Annotated in this window: 12 protein-coding genes and 1 pseudogene; 10 read left to right on the top strand and 3 right to left on the bottom strand. The window is 71.6% G+C overall.

Going from position 1 to position 17679, the window contains the following annotated elements:
- Window positions 1-40 precede the first annotated feature (40 nt).
- The 4 genes from CP981_RS16795 (at window position 41) to CP981_RS16780 (ending at window position 5537) form a co-directional block, all read left to right on the top strand.
- Entirely contained in the window at window positions 41-826 is a 786-nt protein-coding gene (locus CP981_RS16795) for an SDR family NAD(P)-dependent oxidoreductase (RefSeq protein WP_085925795.1), read from the top strand.
- 115 nt (window positions 827-941) lie between these two features.
- Window positions 942-2066, top strand: coding sequence for an LLM class flavin-dependent oxidoreductase (locus tag CP981_RS16790; RefSeq protein ID WP_085925794.1), 1125 nt, complete (start codon window positions 942-944; stop codon window positions 2064-2066).
- 29 nt (window positions 2067-2095) lie between these two features.
- On the top strand, window positions 2096-3835 hold the full coding sequence (locus tag CP981_RS16785; protein WP_085925793.1) for an N-acyl-D-amino-acid deacylase family protein: 1740 nt from the start codon (window positions 2096-2098) through the stop codon (window positions 3833-3835).
- A 208-nt stretch (window positions 3836-4043) separates the two neighbouring features.
- Complete coding sequence (locus CP981_RS16780) at window positions 4044-5537, top strand: aldehyde dehydrogenase family protein (protein WP_085925791.1); 1494 nt, start codon at window positions 4044-4046, stop codon at window positions 5535-5537.
- A gap of 30 nt (window positions 5538-5567) precedes the next feature.
- Here CP981_RS16780 and CP981_RS16775 read toward each other — a convergent pair whose 3' ends face one another.
- A complete protein-coding gene (locus CP981_RS16775; protein WP_107429544.1) occupies window positions 5568-7088 on the bottom strand; it encodes a CehA/McbA family metallohydrolase in 1521 nt (506 codons plus the stop codon).
- Window positions 7089-7261: 173 nt separating this feature from the next.
- Here CP981_RS16775 and CP981_RS16770 point away from each other — a divergent pair, with 173 nt between their 5' ends.
- The 4 genes and pseudogenes from CP981_RS16770 to CP981_RS39535 form a co-directional block, all read left to right on the top strand.
- Window positions 7262-8086 carry a TIGR03619 family F420-dependent LLM class oxidoreductase gene (locus CP981_RS16770; RefSeq protein ID WP_085925789.1) on the top strand — a complete coding sequence of 275 codons (825 nt, stop codon included), beginning with the start codon at window positions 7262-7264 and terminating at the stop codon, window positions 8084-8086.
- A 310-nt stretch (window positions 8087-8396) separates the two neighbouring features.
- Window positions 8397-8795, top strand: a complete 399-nt coding sequence (locus CP981_RS16765) for a VOC family protein (RefSeq protein ID WP_085925788.1) — start codon at window positions 8397-8399, stop codon at window positions 8793-8795.
- A 133-nt stretch (window positions 8796-8928) separates the two neighbouring features.
- A complete protein-coding gene (locus tag CP981_RS16760; protein WP_085925787.1) occupies window positions 8929-11577 on the top strand; it encodes a bifunctional FO biosynthesis protein CofGH in 2649 nt (882 codons plus the stop codon).
- Between the two features lie 127 nt (window positions 11578-11704).
- Window positions 11705-11938: pseudogene (locus CP981_RS39535) on the top strand (ATP-binding protein); the annotation flags it as partial.
- On the opposite strand, the gene CP981_RS37745 reads toward CP981_RS39535, so the two are convergent.
- A complete protein-coding gene (locus CP981_RS37745; RefSeq protein WP_167536025.1) occupies window positions 11879-12028 on the bottom strand; it encodes a hypothetical protein in 150 nt (49 codons plus the stop codon). The pseudogene CP981_RS39535 and the gene CP981_RS37745 sit on opposite strands and share 60 nt — an antisense overlap.
- Between CP981_RS37745 and CP981_RS16750 the strand changes: the two genes are divergently transcribed.
- Window positions 12012-15260, top strand: coding sequence for a tetratricopeptide repeat protein (locus CP981_RS16750; protein WP_085925786.1), 3249 nt, complete (start codon window positions 12012-12014; stop codon window positions 15258-15260). The genes CP981_RS37745 and CP981_RS16750 overlap by 17 nt on opposite strands.
- A gap of 282 nt (window positions 15261-15542) precedes the next feature.
- On the opposite strand, the gene CP981_RS16745 is transcribed toward CP981_RS16750, so the two are convergent.
- Window positions 15543-15806, bottom strand: a complete 264-nt coding sequence (locus CP981_RS16745) for a hypothetical protein (protein WP_085925785.1) — start codon at window positions 15804-15806, stop codon at window positions 15543-15545.
- Window positions 15807-16429: 623 nt separating this feature from the next.
- On the opposite strand from CP981_RS16745, the gene CP981_RS16740 reads away from it, so the two are divergent.
- Complete coding sequence (locus CP981_RS16740) at window positions 16430-17548, top strand: ADP-ribosylglycohydrolase family protein (protein WP_085925784.1); 1119 nt, start codon at window positions 16430-16432, stop codon at window positions 17546-17548.
- The last annotated feature ends 131 nt before the right edge of the window (window positions 17549-17679 follow it).

Genomic DNA, 17679 nt, shown 5'->3' with positions numbered 1-17679 from the left:
GGACGGGCGCGGAGCAACTCACCAGCGGAGGAGTGCGGGTATGGGCAAGCTCGACGGGCGGGTCGTCATCGTCACGGGTGCGGCGCGTGGGCAGGGGGAGCAGGAGGCGCGGCTGTTCGTCGCGGAGGGCGCGAAGGTCGTGCTCGGCGATGTGCTGGACGCGCAGGGCGAGGCGCTCGCCAGGGAACTGGGGGAGGCGTCCGCGCGGTACGTCCCGCTGGATGTGACGCGGGAGGCGGACTGGCAGGCCGCGGTCGTGGCGGCCAAGGACACCTTCGGGAAGATCGACGGACTGGTCAACAACGCCGGGATTCTGCGCTTCAACGAGCTGGTGTCGACGCCGCTGGACGAGTTCCAGCAGGTGGTGCAGGTCAACCAGGTCGGCTGCTTCCTGGGGATCCGTACGGTGGCGCCGGAGATCGAGGCGGCCGGCGGCGGCACGATCGTCAACACCGCGTCGTACACGGCGCTGACCGGGATGGCCTTCGTCGGCGCGTATGCCGCGACCAAGCATGCCGTCCTCGGGCTGACCCGGGTCGCCGCGGTGGAGCTGGCGGCCAGGAAGATCCGGGTCAACGCGGTGTGCCCGGGGGCGGTGGACACCCCGATGACCAACCCGGCCGCGCTCGATCCGGCCGTCGATCCGGCCGAGTCGAAGCGGGCCGTGGACGAGCTCTACCAGAAGCTGGTGCCGCTGGGGCGGATCGGACAGCCCGAGGAGGTCGCCAAGCTGGCGCTCTTCCTGTCGTGCGAGGACTCGTCGTACATCACCGGGCAGCCGTTCGTCGTCGACGGCGGGTGGCTGGCGGGGGTCAGTGTCTTCTGACGGCACGTCAGGCAAGTGCGGCGACGGCTCTTGACGCTCTCCGGGCGCGGTGGAACAGTCGGCACATCGAATCTGACGCTACGTCAGATATAGCCATCAGGGACGGTGAACCTCCTTGGAATTCGGGCTCTTTGTACAGGGATATGTGGGCAAGCGGGCCGAGACCGACCCGCTCGCGGAGCACAAGGCGCTGATGGAGGAGACCGAGTACGTCATCCAGGCGGACAAGTCCGGCTTCAAGTACGCCTGGGCGTCCGAGCACCACTTCCTGGAGGAGTACTCGCACCTCTCCGCCAATGACGTCTTCCTCGGCTATCTGGCCCACGCGACCGAACGCATCCATCTGGGCTCCGGGATCTTCAACCCCCTCGCCCAGGTCAACCACCCGGTGAAGGTCGCCGAGAAGGTCGCCATGCTCGACCATCTCAGCGAGGGACGCTTCGAATTCGGCAGCGGCCGGGGCGCCGGCAGCCACGAGATCCTGGGGTTCCTGCCGGGCATCACCGATATGAACCACACCAAGGAGATCTGGGAAGAGACCATCGCCGAGTTCCCGAAGATGTGGCTCCAGGAGGAGTACGTCGGGTTCCAGGGCAAACACTGGCAGCTGCCGCCGCGCAAGATCTTCCCCAAGCCGTACGGGGCCTCGCACCCGGCGATGTGGTACGCGGCCGGCTCGCCGACCTCGTACGCCATGGCGGCGAAGAAGGGCCTGGGAGTCCTCGGCTTCAGCGTGCAGAAGGTCTCCGACATGGAGTGGGTGCTGGAGCAGTACAAGACCGCGATCCGGGACGCCGAGCCGATCGGTGACTTCGTCAACGACAACGTGATGGTGACGTCCACCGCGATCTGTGCCGAGACGCACGACAAGGCCGTGGAGATCGCGGTCAACGGCGGACTCAACTACCTCCAGTCGCTGGTCTTCCGCTACCACGACACCTTCCCGCGGCCCGACGGCATCCCCGAGTGGCCCGAGCTGCTGCCCGACTACACCACCGAGATCATCGAGCTGCTGATCGCCGAGGAGCTGATGATCTGCGGCGACCCGGACGAGGTGCTCGGGCAGTGCAAGCGCTGGGAGCAGGCCGGCGCCGACCAGCTGAGCTTCGGGCTGCCGATCGGGGTCTCGTACGAGGACACCATGAACAGCATCAAGCTCATCGGCGAGCACGTGATCCCGAAGATCGACACCGATCCGGTGCACCGCACGACCCGGTTCCGGCAGGCCACGGGCAGCTGAATTCCGCCGAGGGGAAGGGGGCGCACCCCATGCTCGACCACCTGATCAAGGGCGCGACCGTTGTGGACGGGACGGGCACGCCCTCGTACACCGCCGATGTCGGCATACGCGACGGCCGTATCGCTGTCATCGCGCCGCCCGGCACCGTCACCGAAGAGGCGCGGAGCAGCGAGGACGCCACCGGGCTCGTCCTCGCCCCCGGCTTCGTCGATCCGCACACCCACTACGACGCCCAGCTCTTCTGGGACCCGTACGCCACGCCCTCGCTCAACCACGGGGTGACGACCGTGGCGGGCGGCAACTGCGGTTTCACGCTCGCCCCGCTGAACCCGGCGCGGCCCGCCGACGCCGACTACACCCGCCGGATGATGGCCAAGGTCGAGGGCATGTCCCTGGTGGCGCTCGAAGAAGGGGCGCCCTGGTCGTGGAGCTCGTTCGGCGAGTACCTCGATGCCCTGGAGGGCCGGATCGCCGTCAACGCGGGCTTCATGGTGGGGCATTGCGCACTGCGCCGCCATGTCATGGGGGAGGACGCCATCGGCGGGCAGCCGACGCCCGAGCAGCTGGAGCGGATGCTGGCGCTCTTCCACGAGGCGATGGCGGCCGGGGCATGGGGCTTCTCCACCACCCAGTCCGCCACCCACTCCGACGGGGACGGGCAGCCGGTCGCCTCCCGGCACGCCGCGCCGGCGGAGCTGCTCGCGCTGTCGCGGGCCGTCGCCGCGCACGAGGGCACCCAGATCGAGGCGATCGTGGCCGGCTGCCTCGACCAGTTCAGCGACGCCGAGATCGAGCTGCTCGTCGAGATGAGCGCGGCAGCCGGGCGCCCGCTGAACTGGAATGTGCTGACCATCGACGCGGCCGTGCCCGAACGGGTGCCACGGCAGCTGGCCGCCGGCGAACGGGCCCGGGAGGCCGGCGGCCGGATCGTGGCCCTGACGATGCCGATCCTCACCCCCATGAACATGTCCCTGGGCACCTTCTGCGCGCTGAATCTGATCCCCGGCTGGGGCGACATCCTGGGCCTGCCGGTCCCCGAACGGATCGAGCAGCTCCGCGACCCCGCGGTCCGGGCCGAGATGCTGCGGCGCGCGGACAGCAAGGAGGCGGGCGTCTTCCGGCGGCTCACCCACTTCGGCCGCTATGTCATCGGGGACACCTACTCCGCCGCGAACGAGGGCCTGACCGGCCGCGTCGTGCAGGACATCGCGGCCGAGCGCGGCCAGGAGCCGTTCGCGTGCCTGGTGGAGATCTGCGCCAACGACGAGCTGCGCACCGTCCTGTGGCCGATGCCCACCGACAACGACCCGGACTCCTGGGCGCTGCGCGCCGAGACCTGGCAGCACGAGGACGTCATGCTCGGCGGCTCGGACGCGGGCGCGCACCTGGACCGGATGTGCGGCGCCCCGTATACGACGCGCTTTCTCGGCGACTGTCTGCGGGGCCGGAAGCTGATGGGTCTGGAGCAGGCCGTGAAGATGCTCACCGACGACCCCGCCCAGCTCTTCGGGCTGCGCGAGCGGGGCCGCATCGAGGAGGGCTGGCACGCCGACCTCGTGCTCTTCGACCCGGTACGGATCGACGCGGGCAAGGCCACCCTCGTCCACGATCTGCCCGGCGACAGCCCGCGCCTGGATTCCCGGGCGATCGGCATCAACGCGGTATGGGTCAACGGCGTCGAGACGATCCGCGAGGACGTGGTGACCGGCGTGGTCCCGGGGACGGTGCTGCGGTCGGGGCGGGACACGAGGACGGTGAGCACGAAGTGAGGACCGTTTCGGGCGAGGCGCTGGTCGTGGGGTGGGGTGTGGGTGAGTTGGCAGTTGCGGGGCGGGGTGTGGGGGAGGCGGCGGTTGTGGGGCCGGGTGCGGGTGAGGTTTTGGTCGTGGGGTGGGGTGCGAGTGAGCTGACGCTCGTGGGGCGGGGCAGGCGTGGACGGCGGCATGTGGGGCGGGGGCCGGTGGCGGTGAGCGTCAAGTGAGCTCCGCAGGGCGGCTGTTCATCGGTGGGGAATGGGCCGAGCCCGACGGCGGCCACTATGAGGTCATCGACCCGGCGACGGAGGACGTTGTCGGGCTCGCGCCCGAGGCGAGCCGGGAGCAGGTGTACGCGGCGGCGTCCGCGGCGGCCGGAGCCTTCCCCGCCTGGTCCCGTACGCCGCCGCAGCGCCGCGCCGCGATCCTCGACCGGGCCGCGGAGGTGATGCAGCGCGACTTCGCGGCGCACGCCGAGGTGGCGCAGGCGGAGAGCGGCGCGACGACCGGCACGGCGCGCGGTATGCAGGTCGCGGTCGGGGTGGCGCGCTTCCGGCGGTATGCGAAGGGGGCTCTGGAGCCCGTGGAGCAGGGGCTGCCGCCGCAGATCAACGAGGCCGGGCGTGGGGGCACCTCCCATGCCCTTAAGGCAATGGGGGAGGGGAAGGCAGGCGTGCTCGGCGCCCTGGCGGTACGGCAGCCGGTCGGCGTCGTCACCTGCATCACCTCGTACAACAACCCGTGGGCCAACCCGGCGGGCAAGATCGCCCCGGCGCTGGCGATGGGCAACACCGTCGTGGTGAAGCCCGCCCCGCAGGACCCGCTGTCGGTGTACCGGATGGCCGCGGCGCTGGCGGAGGCCGGGGCGCCGCCGGGGGTCGTGAACGTCGTCAGCGGAGCCTCCGCGGAGGTCGGCGCGGCAGCCGTGGACGCGCCGGATGTGGACATGGTGAGCTTCACCGGCTCCACGGCCGTCGGGCAGCGCATCGCCGAGGTGTGCGGCCGCGGGATGAAACGCCAGCTCATGGAGCTGGGCGGCAAGGGCGCCGCGGTGGTCTTCGACGACGCGGACCTGGACTCGGCGGTGGCCGGCATCGGCACGACGTTCTCCTTCTACAGCGGGCAGATCTGTACGGCACCGACCCGGGTGCTCGCCCAGCGAGGCGTGTACGAGGCGCTGGTGGAGCGGCTGACGCGGTACCTCGGGCGGCTGACGGTCGGCGATCCGCGCGCGCCGGGCACGGTGGTCGGGCCGGTGATCTCGGCCGCGCACCGTGACCGGATCGAGGCGTATGTGGCGCTGGGCCGGAAGGAAGGCGCCCGGGTCGTGGCGGGCGGCGAACGGCCGTCCGCTCCGGAGCGCGGCTTCTATGTCGCGCCGACGCTGCTGGCCGACTGCACCCCGGACATGCGGGTCGTACGGGAGGAGATCTTCGGTCCGGTCGTCGTCGTCCTGCCCTTCGACGAGGAGGACGAGGGGGTCGCCCTCGCCAACGACAGCGACTACGGGCTGATCGACTACGTGTGGTCCGGCGATATCGCCCGCGCCTTCCGGGTGGCCCGGCAGCTGCGGGCCGGCGGGGTCGGGGTGAACACGGTCGGCCGGAACATGGAGGCACCGTTCGGCGGTTTCAAGAAGAGCGGGGTGGGGCGCGACGTGGGCTCGTACGCGCTGCACGCCTACAGCGAACTTCAGGCGATCGTCTGGCCGGGGTGAGGGCACCGTTCGCCCCGCGCTCCGCCGGGCTCAGCCCCAGCGGCCCAGGAACACCGGGTTGGTCATGGCGGCCATGGGGCCCGGCAGGCCCGGCGTTGTCGAGGGGTGGCGGACTTCGGCGCGTATGTAGGCGGCGTAATCCGGGGTGGTCTGCCAGCTGACGGTGCCGTCGCCCGAGGGCGGCAGCGCGGTGGAGTACAGCCGCCCCTGGTCGGTGACGAAGGAGACCGTGCAGCCGGGGGTGCCGGAGACCGTCAGCCGGGCGGTGACCTTCGCCGTACGGGAGACCGCCAGCCGCTCGCCGATTCCGGCGTGTTCGCCCCGCTCACCGGTGACGGAGAACGCCAGGTCGACCTTCGACGACTCGGCGATCCAGACCCGGCCGGCCCGGATGCCGTTCTGAAGAGCCCGGCGCGAGAGATCGTCGGCGAGCACCACGGTCTGCGGCAGGCCGACGACATCGGGGTCGCGATGGGCGTCGCTGTGGCCGACGGCCGGCAGCCAGTCAGCGCGGCCCTGGACGTGGGCGACCAGGGTGTTGTCCCACTCGGCGAGGGTGACCTCGTCGTCGGGGGTGTACGGCCCGTTCCAGACCTCCACCGCATCGGCTTCGTTCAGCCCGAACTTCCAGTTGCAGCCGATGCAGGTGGCGTGCGGATGCGCCGGGATGACCAGGCCCTCGGCCCGCCGGATGGCGCGTGCGTACTTCCCGAAGGCGTTGTCGCGGGCCCGGTAGCGCCAGTCGATGAAGACCTCCGGGTCGGTGCCCATCGCGACCACGTGCCCATTGCGGGTGGTGACTTCCTCGCCGGTCAGGATCAGCAGGTCGTCACCCCACAGCCCCTCCCAGGCGCGATGCGCGGAGGTGGTGTTGTGCTCGGAGGTGTTGATGAAGTCCAGCCCGGCGGCGCGGGCCAGCGCGGCGATCTCGGCGGGGGTGCGTTTGCCGTCGGAGTGCACGGAGTGCAGATGGCTGTCGCCGCGGTACCAGGCGCGGCCCCGGCCCCGGGCGCGCTCGGGCGGATGGACGGGCGCCGGGGTGCGCCCCTGGGGGCCGTACTTCAGGGTGACCGTGACGTCGTAGGACAGGCCCTGCGGCGCGACCGTGTACGGGCCGAGGGCGATATGCCAGGTGCCGGGGTTGACGGGGCCCGGGAGATAGCCGGGGGTGGCCTCGTCGGCGCGCAGGAAGAACTCCGTACGCGCCCCGCCCGACCAGCCGCGGAAGCCGGCGCCGCCGAGGCCGGTGCCCCGTTCGTCGAAGATGCCGATGTCGCAGGCGTTCCCGGCCGTGCCCTCCGGGACGGTGGGTTTGTCATAGCGGTAGGCCACGGCGATTTCGCGCACCCCGCCCGGCACTTCGACCGGCAGGTACACGAAGTCGGGTGAGCCCGTGGGCAGATGGCCGGTGACCCGCCGGGTCTGCTCTCCCGGCCCGCCTCCGGCTCGCCCGTCCGTGGGCGCCGCGTCGGCGAAGCTCACACGTCCGAGCGTAAGCGCGCCCGTCGCGCCCGCAACCGCCGAAAGTCTCAGAACGTCGCGTCGTTCCATCCCCGCCCCCGCGTCATGTCGTGTCGGATGAGTGCCGCGTCGCGGCCGGCTCGTCGCACCGCGTGAAAACTGTTGTACGCGGGTGTGACACCGAGGGAAAGGGCTGTGGATAACCGTCGGGCGGTGAGGCAACATGCGGTCACGCACACGCCCGACGCGGAGGTGTTCCCAGCATGCGGATCGCGACCACGATCTTCCTGACCGACGAGACGATCCGGCCGGACCGGCTGGCCCGCGAGCTGGAACAGCGCGGCTTCGCCGGCCTCTATCTCCCGGAGCACACCCATATCCCGGCCGGCCGGGACACCCCCGCCCCCATGGGCGAGCCGCTGCCCCGCGAGTACGGCCGCACCCTCGACCCGTTCATCGCGCTCGGCCAGGCCGCCGCGGTCACCGAGCGGCTCGCCCTCGGGACCGGCATCACCCTGGTCGCCCAGCACGACCCGGTCGACCTCGCCAAGCAGATCGCGACCCTCGACTTCCTCTCCGGCGGCCGCTTCACCCTGGGCATCGGCTACGGCTGGAACGTCGAAGAGGCCGCCGACCACGGGGTGGAGTGGTCGACCCGGCGGGAGCTGACCCGGGACCGGGTGGCGCTGATGCGCGCCCTGTGGGCCGCGGAACCGACCGCGTACAAGGGCGCCTTCGGGTCCGTACGGGCGTCCTTCGCGCACCCCAAGCCGGCCCACGGCGCGCCGCGCATCCTCCTCGGCGGCGGGGCCGGGCCCAAGCTCTTCGGGCAGATCGCCGAGTACGCGGACGGGTGGCTGCCGATCGGCGGACGGGGGCTGACCGAGACCCTTCCGGTACTACGGCAGGCGTGGTCGGACGCCGGGCGCACGGGTGAACCGGTGGTGGTCCCGTACGCGGTCCATCCGTCACCCGGGAAGCTGGCGTACTACCGCGAGCTGGGACTGCAAGAGGTGGTTCTGCAACTGCCGCCGGCCGGGGAGGCGGAGGTACTGCGGACGCTCGACGACTTCGCGCAGTTCCTGTGACGTACGGCAGCGTGCCGTACCGGATGCGTGACGACACCGGACGGGCCGCCTGAGGGCTTGGTGGACGGCCGCCGGACCGGACACGCCTAGGACCAGCGGTGTAAGGCCCTCGTCCCCCAGGATCGGTACCGGAGGCCGATTCGCGCCCGCCCCGTCCAGTCGTAGCGTCGGAGGTGAGGGCTTGGTGAACCAACCCGCATTCAACGGTCCAAGGAGAACGGGCCACGGTCCCGAAAGAGCCACGGTCCGGACGATCCCGCAGATCAGGGGACCACGCCGAGCACGGGACCAGAGAGATCAAGGAGACCCCATGCCTAGCCTCGACCACACGATCGTGCACAGCACCGACCGTTTCGCCTCCGCCCGGTTCCTGGCCGGTCTGCTCGGTGCGCCCGAGCCCAAGGCGTTCGGCCCCTTCGCCGCCCTCAAGCTGGACAACGGGGTGGCCCTCGACTACGCCGAGCATGTCGCAGGCGGCGAATTCGTCCCGACGCACTATGCGTTCCTGGTGACCGAGGAGGAGTTCGACGGGATCTTCGGCCGCATAGAGGAGCGCGGGCTCTCCTACTGGGCCGACCCCATGCACACCAAGCCTCAGGAGATCAACCACCACGACGGCGGCCGCGGTGTCTACATCCTTGACCCCGACGGCCACAACATGGAGTTCCTGACCAGGACGTACTCCGACGAGCTGCTGGCAAGCATGTGAGCGTGCGGTGCGCCGCTGCCGGGAAGTGCCCTCTCCATGCCCTGACGGAACCTTCGTCCGCAGTGATCAGCGGCACAGCAACGGCGCCTTCTCCGGCGGCGGGGCTGTCGGCGGGCGCTCGTATGCTCGGAGGATGACTTCCAGCGCGCAGGTACCCGGCCAGGCATCCGACCAAGGGACCGACCGCGAGACGAACGCCGGGCCCGCCGCCGCGGGCCGCCCCACGGCGAACGCCATGCGCCGCGCGCTCAAGCGGGCCCGCGACGGTGTCGCGCTGGACGCCGGCGAGGCCACGGTGCTGCTCCAGGCACGCGGCGAGGACCTCAGGGACCTGTGCGCCTCAGCGGCCCGGGTGCGGGACGCCGGCCTGGAGGCCGCGGGCCGCCCGGGGGTCATCACCTACTCGCGTGGTGTCTTCATCCCGTTGACGCGCCTGTGCCGGGACAAGTGCCACTACTGCACCTTCGTCACCGTCCCCGGCAAGCTGCGCCGGGACGGCCACGGGATGTTCATGTCGCCCGACGAGGTGCTGGACATCGCCCGCCGCGGCGCCGAAATGGGCTGCAAGGAAGCCCTGTTCACCCTGGGGGACAAGCCGGAGGACCGCTGGCCCGAGGCCCGCGAATGGCTGGAGGCGCACGGCTACGACGACACGCTCTCCTACGTCCGCGCCATGGCCATCCGCGTCCTGGAGGAGACCGGCCTGCTGCCGCACCTCAACCCCGGGGTGCTGTCCTGGACGGACTTCCAGCGGCTCAAGCCCGTCGCCCCGTCCCTGGGGATGATGCTGGAGACGACCGCCGAGCGGCTGTGGAGCGAGCCCGGCGGTCCCCACTACGGATCGCCCGACAAGGAACCGGCCGTCCGGCTGCGTGTCCTGGAGGACGCCGGCCGCTCCAACGTCCCCTTCACCACCGGGCTGCTCATCGGCATCGGTGAGACGTATGAGGAGCGCGCCGAGTCCCTGTTCGCGCTGCGCCGTATCCAGCGCGCCTACCACGGCATCCAGGAACTGATCATGCAGAACTTCCGCGCCAAGCCGGACACGGCGATGCGCGGAATGCCGGACGCCGAACTGGAGGAGCTGGCCGCGACGATCGCGGTGGCCCGGCACATCATGGGCCCCTCGACCCGTATCCAGGCACCGCCCAACCTCGTCGACGGCGAATACCAGCTGCTCATCGACGCCGGCATCGACGACTGGGGCGGCGTCTCCCCGCTGACCCGCGACCATGTGAACCCCGAGCGCCCCTGGCCGCAGATCGACGAGCTGACCGAGCGCTGCGCCGCGGCCGGCTTCGAGCTGCGGGAACGGCTCCCCATCTACCCGGAGTTCCTCCAGCGCGGTGAGCCCTGGCTCGACCCGCGCCTGCTGCCGCACGTCCGCGCCCTCGCCGACCCGGAGACGGGCCTGGCCATCGAGGACGCCCCCGTGGTGGGCCGCCCCTGGCAGGAGCCCGACGAGGGCTTCACGATGAGCTCCTCGGGCCGTACGGACCTGCACCACACCATCGACACCGAAGGCCGCACCGCCGACCGCCGCGACGACTTCGACGAGGTCTATGGCGACTGGGAGGCACTGCGCGAGGCCGCGGCCCCCGGGATGGCACCGGAGCGCATCGACTCCGACGTACGCCAGGCCCTGGCGCAGGCCGCCGACGACCCCACCCGGCTCACCGACGCGCAGGCCCTGGCGCTGCTGCACGCCGACGGGCCCGCCCTGGACACGCTCTGCACCATCGCCGACGAGCTGCGCCGCGACACCGTGGGCGACGACGTCACCTACATCGTCACCAGGAACATCAACTTCACCAACGTCTGTTACACCGGCTGCCGCTTCTGCGCGTTCGCCCAGCGCCGCACGGACGCCGACGCCTACACCCTCTCCCTCTCCCAGGTCGCCGACCGCGCCCAACAGGCCTGGGACGTGGGCGCGGTGGAGGTCTGCATGCAGGGCGGCATCCACCCCGACCTGCCCGGCACCGCCTACTTCGACATCGCGCGCGCCGTCAAGGAACGTGTCCCCGGTATGCATGTGCACGCCTTCTCGCCCATGGAGGTCGTCAACGGCGCGACGCGCACCGGGCTGTCCGTCCGCGAGTGGCTCAGCGAGGCCAAGGCCGCCGGTCTCGACAGCATCCCCGGCACCGCCGCCGAGATCCTGGATGACGAGGTCCGCTGGATCCTCACCAAGGGCAAGCTGCCCACCGCCACCTGGGTCGAGGTCATCAAGACTGCCCATGAGCTGGGCATCCGCTCCTCCTCGACGATGATGTACGGCCATGTCGACCAGCCCCGCCACTGGCTGGGCCACCTCCGCCTGCTCGCCGAAATCCAGCAGGAGACCGGCGGCTTCACGGAGTTCGTCACCCTCCCCTTCATCCACACCAACGCCCCCGTCTACCTCGCCGGTATCGCCCGCCCCGGCCCCACCACCCGTGACAACCGCGCGGTGACGGCCATGGCCAGGGTCCTGCTGCACCCGCACATCACCAACATCCAGACCAGCTGGGTCAAGCTCGGCACGGACGGCGCCGCCGAGATGCTGCGCTCCGGCGCCAACGACCTGGGCGGCACTCTGATGGAGGAGACCATCTCCCGGATGGCGGGTTCGAGTTACGGCTCCTACCGCTCCATCCAGGACCTCATCGCCATCGCCGACCTCGCCGGCCGCCCGGCCCGCCCCCGCACCACGACCTACGCCCCGGTCACCGAGGAACGCCAGGCGGCCGCCCTGGCGTCGGACGGACATCTGCCGGAGCTGCTGCCGGTCGTGGAGTAGCCGGCGGCGGCCGCCATCCGCGGTTATCCACAGCCCCCTTCCCGCACCGCCGCCGGCGGCTAATCTGCGGGAGCAGGTCAGAAAAGCCGGCACCGCGGCGAACGCCGGGGCGGAGGGGGTGGACTCGATGGCGCGCAACAGGCTCTCGCGGCAGGAGCTGATCCGGCTCCGGCGGCGGGAGGGGTTCATCGGGCGGCGCGGCGAGATCGCCGCGTTCCGGGACAACTTCGCCCGCGCGGTGGAGGATCCGGCACATCAGTTCCTCTTCCATGTGCACGGCCAGGCGGGCGTCGGCAAGACGTCACTGGTCCGGCAGTTCGAGGAGACCGCGCGCGAGCAGGGCGCGCCGACCGCGTATGTCGACGAGGCGGTGCACGACGTCCCCGAGGCCATGGCGGCCATCAGCGGTCAACTCGCCGCGCAGGGACACCCCCTTGAAGGTCTTCGACAAGCTGCTCGCCACCTACCGGGAGCGGCGTCACGAGGCCGAAGCGGCGGCCGTCACCGCGGAGGCGGCGCCCGGCCCGGCGGACCAGGACGACCCCCAGGGGGTCGCCCCCTCGCCCGGCAGCATGATCGCCGCCCAGGCCGGGCTGGCCGGCCTGGGGCTGTTACCCGGCGTCGGTGCCCTCACCGGAGGACTGGACCCCCGCCAGGTGGCGCGCGGCGCCGACCGGCTGCGCGGGCTGCTCAGCGCCCGGCTGCGCAGCCATGACGAGGTGCAGCTGGTGATGGCGCCGCTGGAGGTCCTGACGCCCGTCTTCGTCCGTGAAGTGAGCGCCGTCGCGGACGAGTCGCCCTCAGTGGCGCTCTTCTTCGACACCTACGAGCGGACGGGCCCGCTGCTCGACATCTGGCTGCGTGACGTCCTGGTCAGCGATCGCTACGGCCCGCTGGCGCCCAACGTGGTGGTGACGCTGGCCGGCCAGACCGCGCTGGACCGCCGGTGCTGGGCCGACTGCCTGGACTGTGTGACGGATCTGCCGCTGGACGCCTTCACCGAAGACGAGGCACGCCAGTTCCTGGCAACCAGGGACATCACCGACGAGCGCGTCGTCGAGGTGATCCTGCGGCTGTCCGGCGGCCTTCCGGTGCTGGTCTCCACCCTCGCCGAGAACCGCCCGCGCGCCGTCGAGGCCGTCGACGACCCCAGTGACACCGCCGTCGAGCGCTTTTTGAAATGGGAGACGGACCCGGTGCGCAGGGAGGCCGCATTGGCGGCCGCCCTGCCGCGCCATGTGGACGAGGACATCTTCCGGGCCGTCGTGGATGCGGCCGCCGCCGAACAGTTCGGCTGGCTGTGCGGGCTGCCGTTCGTCGCCGACCGGGGCGGGCGCTGGCAGTACCACGAGGTGGTGCGGACGGCGATGCTGCGCCTCCAGCGCCGTAGATCACCGCAGACCTGGACGGCCCGGCACCGCCGTCTCGCCGAGGCCGCCCGGCGCCACCGCACGGACCACGCGCCCGACGAGAGCCCCGCGGACTCCTGGTCCGACGAACGCCAACTGGAGTACCGGCTGCGGGAGATCTACCACTCCCTCTGTGCGGACCCACAGCCGTCCCTCACCCCGGCGCTGTCCGACACCCTGGACGCCGCCGAACACGCGCCGACCGCCGTGCGCAGAGTCGCCGAGACCATCCGCCAGGCCGGTGAGGACGCCGGCGACCCGGAGGTCCGCGACTGGGGCGACCGTATGACCACCGCGCTCACCGAGGACGGCGGCGGCCTGATCGTGCTCCTCACCGCGCTGCTCGGCCACCCCGGCCTCGACGTGCACGGACAGGCCCGCATCCACCACGTCCGAGGTCGCGAACACCGCAAGGCCGAGGCCTGGCAACCGGCTTTCGCCGACTTCGACCGCTGCCTGGAACTCGATCCGCGCAACGCCTCCGCCCTGCTCGGCCGCGGTCTGACCCACCGCTATATGCGCTGCTTCGAGCGCGCCGCCGAGGACTACACCCGCGCCCTGGAGATCACCCCGGACTCCTTGGAAGCCGCCTCCCAACTCGGCGAGGCCTACCGCCTCCTGGGCCGCTACGAGCAGGCCATCACCGAGTTCGACCGGGCTCTTGCCCGGCAACCCCGTCACGCCTTCAGCATCGGCAGCCGCGCCGTCTGTCTGCGCCGCCTCGGCCGCCACGAGGAAGCACTGGCGGGCCTGGAGCGCGCCATCGAGATCAACGCGAACTACGCCTGGGCAATGGCCGAACGGGGCGCCACTTACCGCGACACGGGACAGTACGACCTGGCCCTGGCCGAGTTCGACCGCGCCCTCGCCGTCAACCCCACCTACGTCTGGGCCCACGCCCGCCGGGGGATCACCCTGCGAGTGATGGGCCGCCACGACGAAGCCCTCGACGCCCTCGGGCGCGCGGCCGAACTCCAGCCGAACGACCCCTGGGTATGGGCGGAGCGCTGCCACACCTGCCTGGAGAGCGGGCGGCATGAGCAAGCAATCCTGGAGGCCGACCGGGCCCTTGCCGCCGACCCCGGCTACGCCTGGGCCCACCGGGCCCGCGGCACCGCACTGCACGCCCTGGACCGCCACGACGAGGCACTGGCAGCACTTGACCGCTCCCTGGAACCTGACGCGGACGACGCCAGGGTGTGGGGATTGCGGGGCGCGGTGTGCGGCCACCTGGGCCGCTACGAACAGGCCCTCGCAGACCTCGACCGGTCGATCGCCCTGGACCCCGTGGACGGCCACGCCCATTGGCAGCGTGCCCTGGCGCTGACGGCTCTGGACCGCATCGAGGAAGCCCGCTCCGAACTCTCCACCGCCGTACGCCTCACCCCCGATTCGAGCCGGTTCACGGCCACCCGCGGAACGATCAACCTCCTCACCGGCCGACTGACCGAAGCCCTGGCGGACTTCGACCGAGCCCTCGAACTCGGCGACGCCCCCACCCACACCCTCGCCCGCCGCGGCAAAACCCACCTCCTACGAGGCGATACCCCCCAAGCCCTCACCGACTTCAACCAAGCCCTCGCCGACGCCGACGCCGACGCCGACCCGTCCGCCACCGCCACCCTCCTGTCCCTCACGGCGGGCTCCCTGCGCCGGACCGGTCACCTGGACGCGGCTCGGGAGGCGATCGAGGCTGCCCGGGACGCGATGAATTCCGGCTCGGGCGGTGATTCGGACGCGGGGCTGATTGTTCGCTACGAGGGGGCGCTGCTTGCCGCCATGCTCGGCGGAAGCGCGACTGAGCCAGGGGCCGGGGCCATGGCTGCGCCCGTGGACGGCACCGTGAATGCCGCCGCGTCCGCGTTCACGGCCGGAGGGCCCGGGGCGGCGCTGAGAGCCGACGAGCGCTTTGCCCGGGCCTTCGGCGACGGCCCCTCGGGCCATGACAGGAACAACAGCACCATCACCAACCTCGACCGTGCGTCCGCTCTGCACGGCAGCAACGCCCGTTCCGCCCCAACCCCTCTCCTGGAGACGGCTCTCATATCGATGGAGTCCGTCGCCGTCTTGGTTCGATGTGCCCTCGGCGACTGGTCGGGGGCCGAGGCCCTCATCGCGGAACTGCTGGATGGCGGCTTATGGGAAGCCGTTGCCGAGACCGAACTGGGGCTGCGGGATCTCGTGCGTCTGCCGGGCACGGATACCGAGCGGTTGGAGGCGATACGCAGCGGGCTGATACGCCACCTGCGGATGACGGCTGCCGTGCCGGAGTGACGCCGGCCCGGGGTGACCGCGGCCCGGGTGACGGTCGGTCCAGGGCGAGCAGGGGCCCGGGTGGGCGCTGCTACCCCCAGCGCCCACTGAGCCGGACCCATCCGGGGCCCTGCCACCGACCGGCCCCTGCCACCGACCGGCCCCTGCCACCGACCGGCCCCTGCCACCGACCGGCATCGTGCCACCAGCCGCGACCATGCCACCCGCCAGGACCGGCTCAGCGTCCGCGACCATGCCCCCGGCCAAGACGGCCTCAGCGACCGCGGCTGCGGCCCCCGGCACTCACTCCCCCACGCCGCCCTCGTACTCCGCCTCGTGCTGAAGGATGCACTGCTGCCACTGCGACAGGGCCTCCTCACGGTCCCCTCCGCTGTCCTGGGCGGCGACGATCAGGGCGTCGGCGGCCATGGCGGCGAGCCGTACGGCGATATGGCACACATCGCTCTGGGGGAGCGGCCGGAGGAGTTCCACCGCGCCGTCGCTGTCGCCGGAGAGGGCGGAGGCGACGACAGCCATGGTGGTGCGATCCCACTCGTACTCGGACATGGGGAGAGCATGCCCAACGGGCGCCGCCGCCATCATCGAACGGATGCGCGCGCAGGTGGGGGCGGTAGGGGAAGGCGGGACAGGGGTGGTGCCGGACGTCTCGTGGGACGAGGGCGCGGACGCGCACGGGGGCGGCTGCGCGTCCCGCCCGAGGGGTGGGCCGCCCGAGCAGCCGGGAGCGAGGGCGTCGGCCGAGGCCCGCAGGACCGTGCGGGGTGGCCACTTCCGCGCGACCGCGGGCGGCAGGTCAGGCCGGCCGGGACCGTCAGCCCGTGGGGGCGGGTCCCACGTCCGGATGACCGGCCCCCACCCAGCCCGGTTGACGGCTCGGCCTGCCCACCAGGAAGGCCGTGATGTCTTCGACCGCTTGCTGGAAACAGCCCTCACCCCGACCCGTACCCATCGGACGCCACCGACCAAAAGCCTCCTTACGAATGACTATTCGCAATACACTCCTGGCCAAAATTTGATCATTCTCGGTCGATTACAGTGCTGCGCCAGGGGCCCCGCAAGGCCCCGGGACGTAGTGAGCTTCAGGAGGGCGCAGTGAGCGAGCGCAGCGAGCGTGCCGTTCAGAGGTGCGCGCCGGGCGGATGCGAGGCCGAGTGGAGCGAGGTTTCGGCATGAGCGCAGCGGGCGGCGGCGCCATCTGGGGGCGCGCGGAGCAGCAGGATTTCCGCAGCCGGGTACGCGGCTGCCTGCTCGGCGGCGCCATCGGCGACGCGCTCGGCGCCGGTATCGAGTTCGACTCGCTCGACGCGATCCGCAAGGCGCACGGCCAAGAGGGCGTGACCGATCTGGTACCCGCCTACGGGCGGCGCGGCGCGGTCACCGATGACACCCAGATGACGCTGTTCACCGTGGACGGCCTGATCCGGGCCCAGGTACGCCGCGACACCGGCGCCTGGCATCCGCCCACCGACGTCCACCGCGCCTATCTGCGTTGGTCCGCCACCCAACGCGACTGGGGCCCGGACGAGCGCAGGAAGGACGACGGCTGGCTCGCCCGCGAGGAGTGGCTGTACTCCCGGCGGGCACCGGGCCGGGCCTGTCTGAGCGGTCTCGGCGACGAGGTGATGGGCACGCTCAGCAGCCCCAAGAACCCGGACTCGAAGGGCTGCGGCGCGGTGATGCGCTCCGCGCCGTTCGGTCTGCTGGTCGGCTGGGAGCCGCAGCTGGTCTTCCAGCTCGCCGTCGAGTGCGCGGCGCAGACGCACGGCCACCCCACCGGCTATCTGGCGGCCGGCGCGTTCGCAGTGATCAGCCATTCGCTGGCCCGTGGCGACGACCTCGACAGCGCCGTACAGAAGTCGCTGGCCCACCTGGCCACCCGCCCCGGCCACGAGGAGACCACCGACGCCCTCAAGCGTGCGCTCGGCGCCGTACGGCAGGGCATGCCGACGCCCGCCCGGGTGGAGTCCCTGGGCGAGGGCTGGACGGCCGAGGAGGCGCTGTCGATCGGCGTGTACTGCGCACTGGTCGCCGAGGACATCCGGCACGGCCTCCTGCTGGCCGTCAACCACGGCGGGGACAGCGATTCCACCGGCGCGATCTGCGGCAATCTGCTGGGCACCCTGTACGGCGAGACAGCACTGCCGCCGAACTGGCTGGTCGAGCTGGAGGGCCGGGACACGATCCTTCAGCTGGCCGATGACTTCTCGATGGAGATGACGCAGGGCGCCGCACTGCACGGCCCGGCCGGATCATCGCCGGGCTGGCTCGTCCGTTACCCGCGGGCGTAGGACGGCCGCAAAGGCAGCGGCTCAGGCGCCGCCCGGCGACGTGCACCTCATGCCACGACGGCCGGGAGGGGCACCGGGCCCGTCCGTCGTACGCCTGCCACCGGCCCACCGGCCGCCGGGGCACCCGCCAC

The sequence above is a fragment of the Streptomyces platensis genome, from assembly GCF_008704855.1.
GTDB classification, from domain to species: Bacteria; Actinomycetota; Actinomycetes; order Streptomycetales; family Streptomycetaceae; genus Streptomyces; species Streptomyces platensis.
This window is presented reverse-complemented; position numbering and strand designations above follow the sequence as displayed.

Coding starts and splice junctions, on each gene's coding strand:
- CP981_RS16785 (WP_085925793.1), top strand. CDS start 2,096: ATGCTCGACCACCTGATCAAGGGCGCGACCGTTGTGGACGGGACGGGC.
- CP981_RS16760 (WP_085925787.1), top strand. CDS start 8,929: ATGACTTCCAGCGCGCAGGTACCCGGCCAGGCATCCGACCAAGGGACC.
- CP981_RS16795 (WP_085925795.1), top strand. CDS start 41: ATGGGCAAGCTCGACGGGCGGGTCGTCATCGTCACGGGTGCGGCGCGT.
- CP981_RS16775 (WP_107429544.1), bottom strand. CDS start 7,088: ATGGAACGACGCGACGTTCTGAGACTTTCGGCGGTTGCGGGCGCGACG.
- CP981_RS16745 (WP_085925785.1), bottom strand. CDS start 15,806: ATGTCCGAGTACGAGTGGGATCGCACCACCATGGCTGTCGTCGCCTCC.
- CP981_RS16770 (WP_085925789.1), top strand. CDS start 7,262: ATGCGGATCGCGACCACGATCTTCCTGACCGACGAGACGATCCGGCCG.
- CP981_RS16740 (WP_085925784.1), top strand. CDS start 16,430: ATGAGCGCAGCGGGCGGCGGCGCCATCTGGGGGCGCGCGGAGCAGCAG.
- CP981_RS16765 (WP_085925788.1), top strand. CDS start 8,397: ATGCCTAGCCTCGACCACACGATCGTGCACAGCACCGACCGTTTCGCC.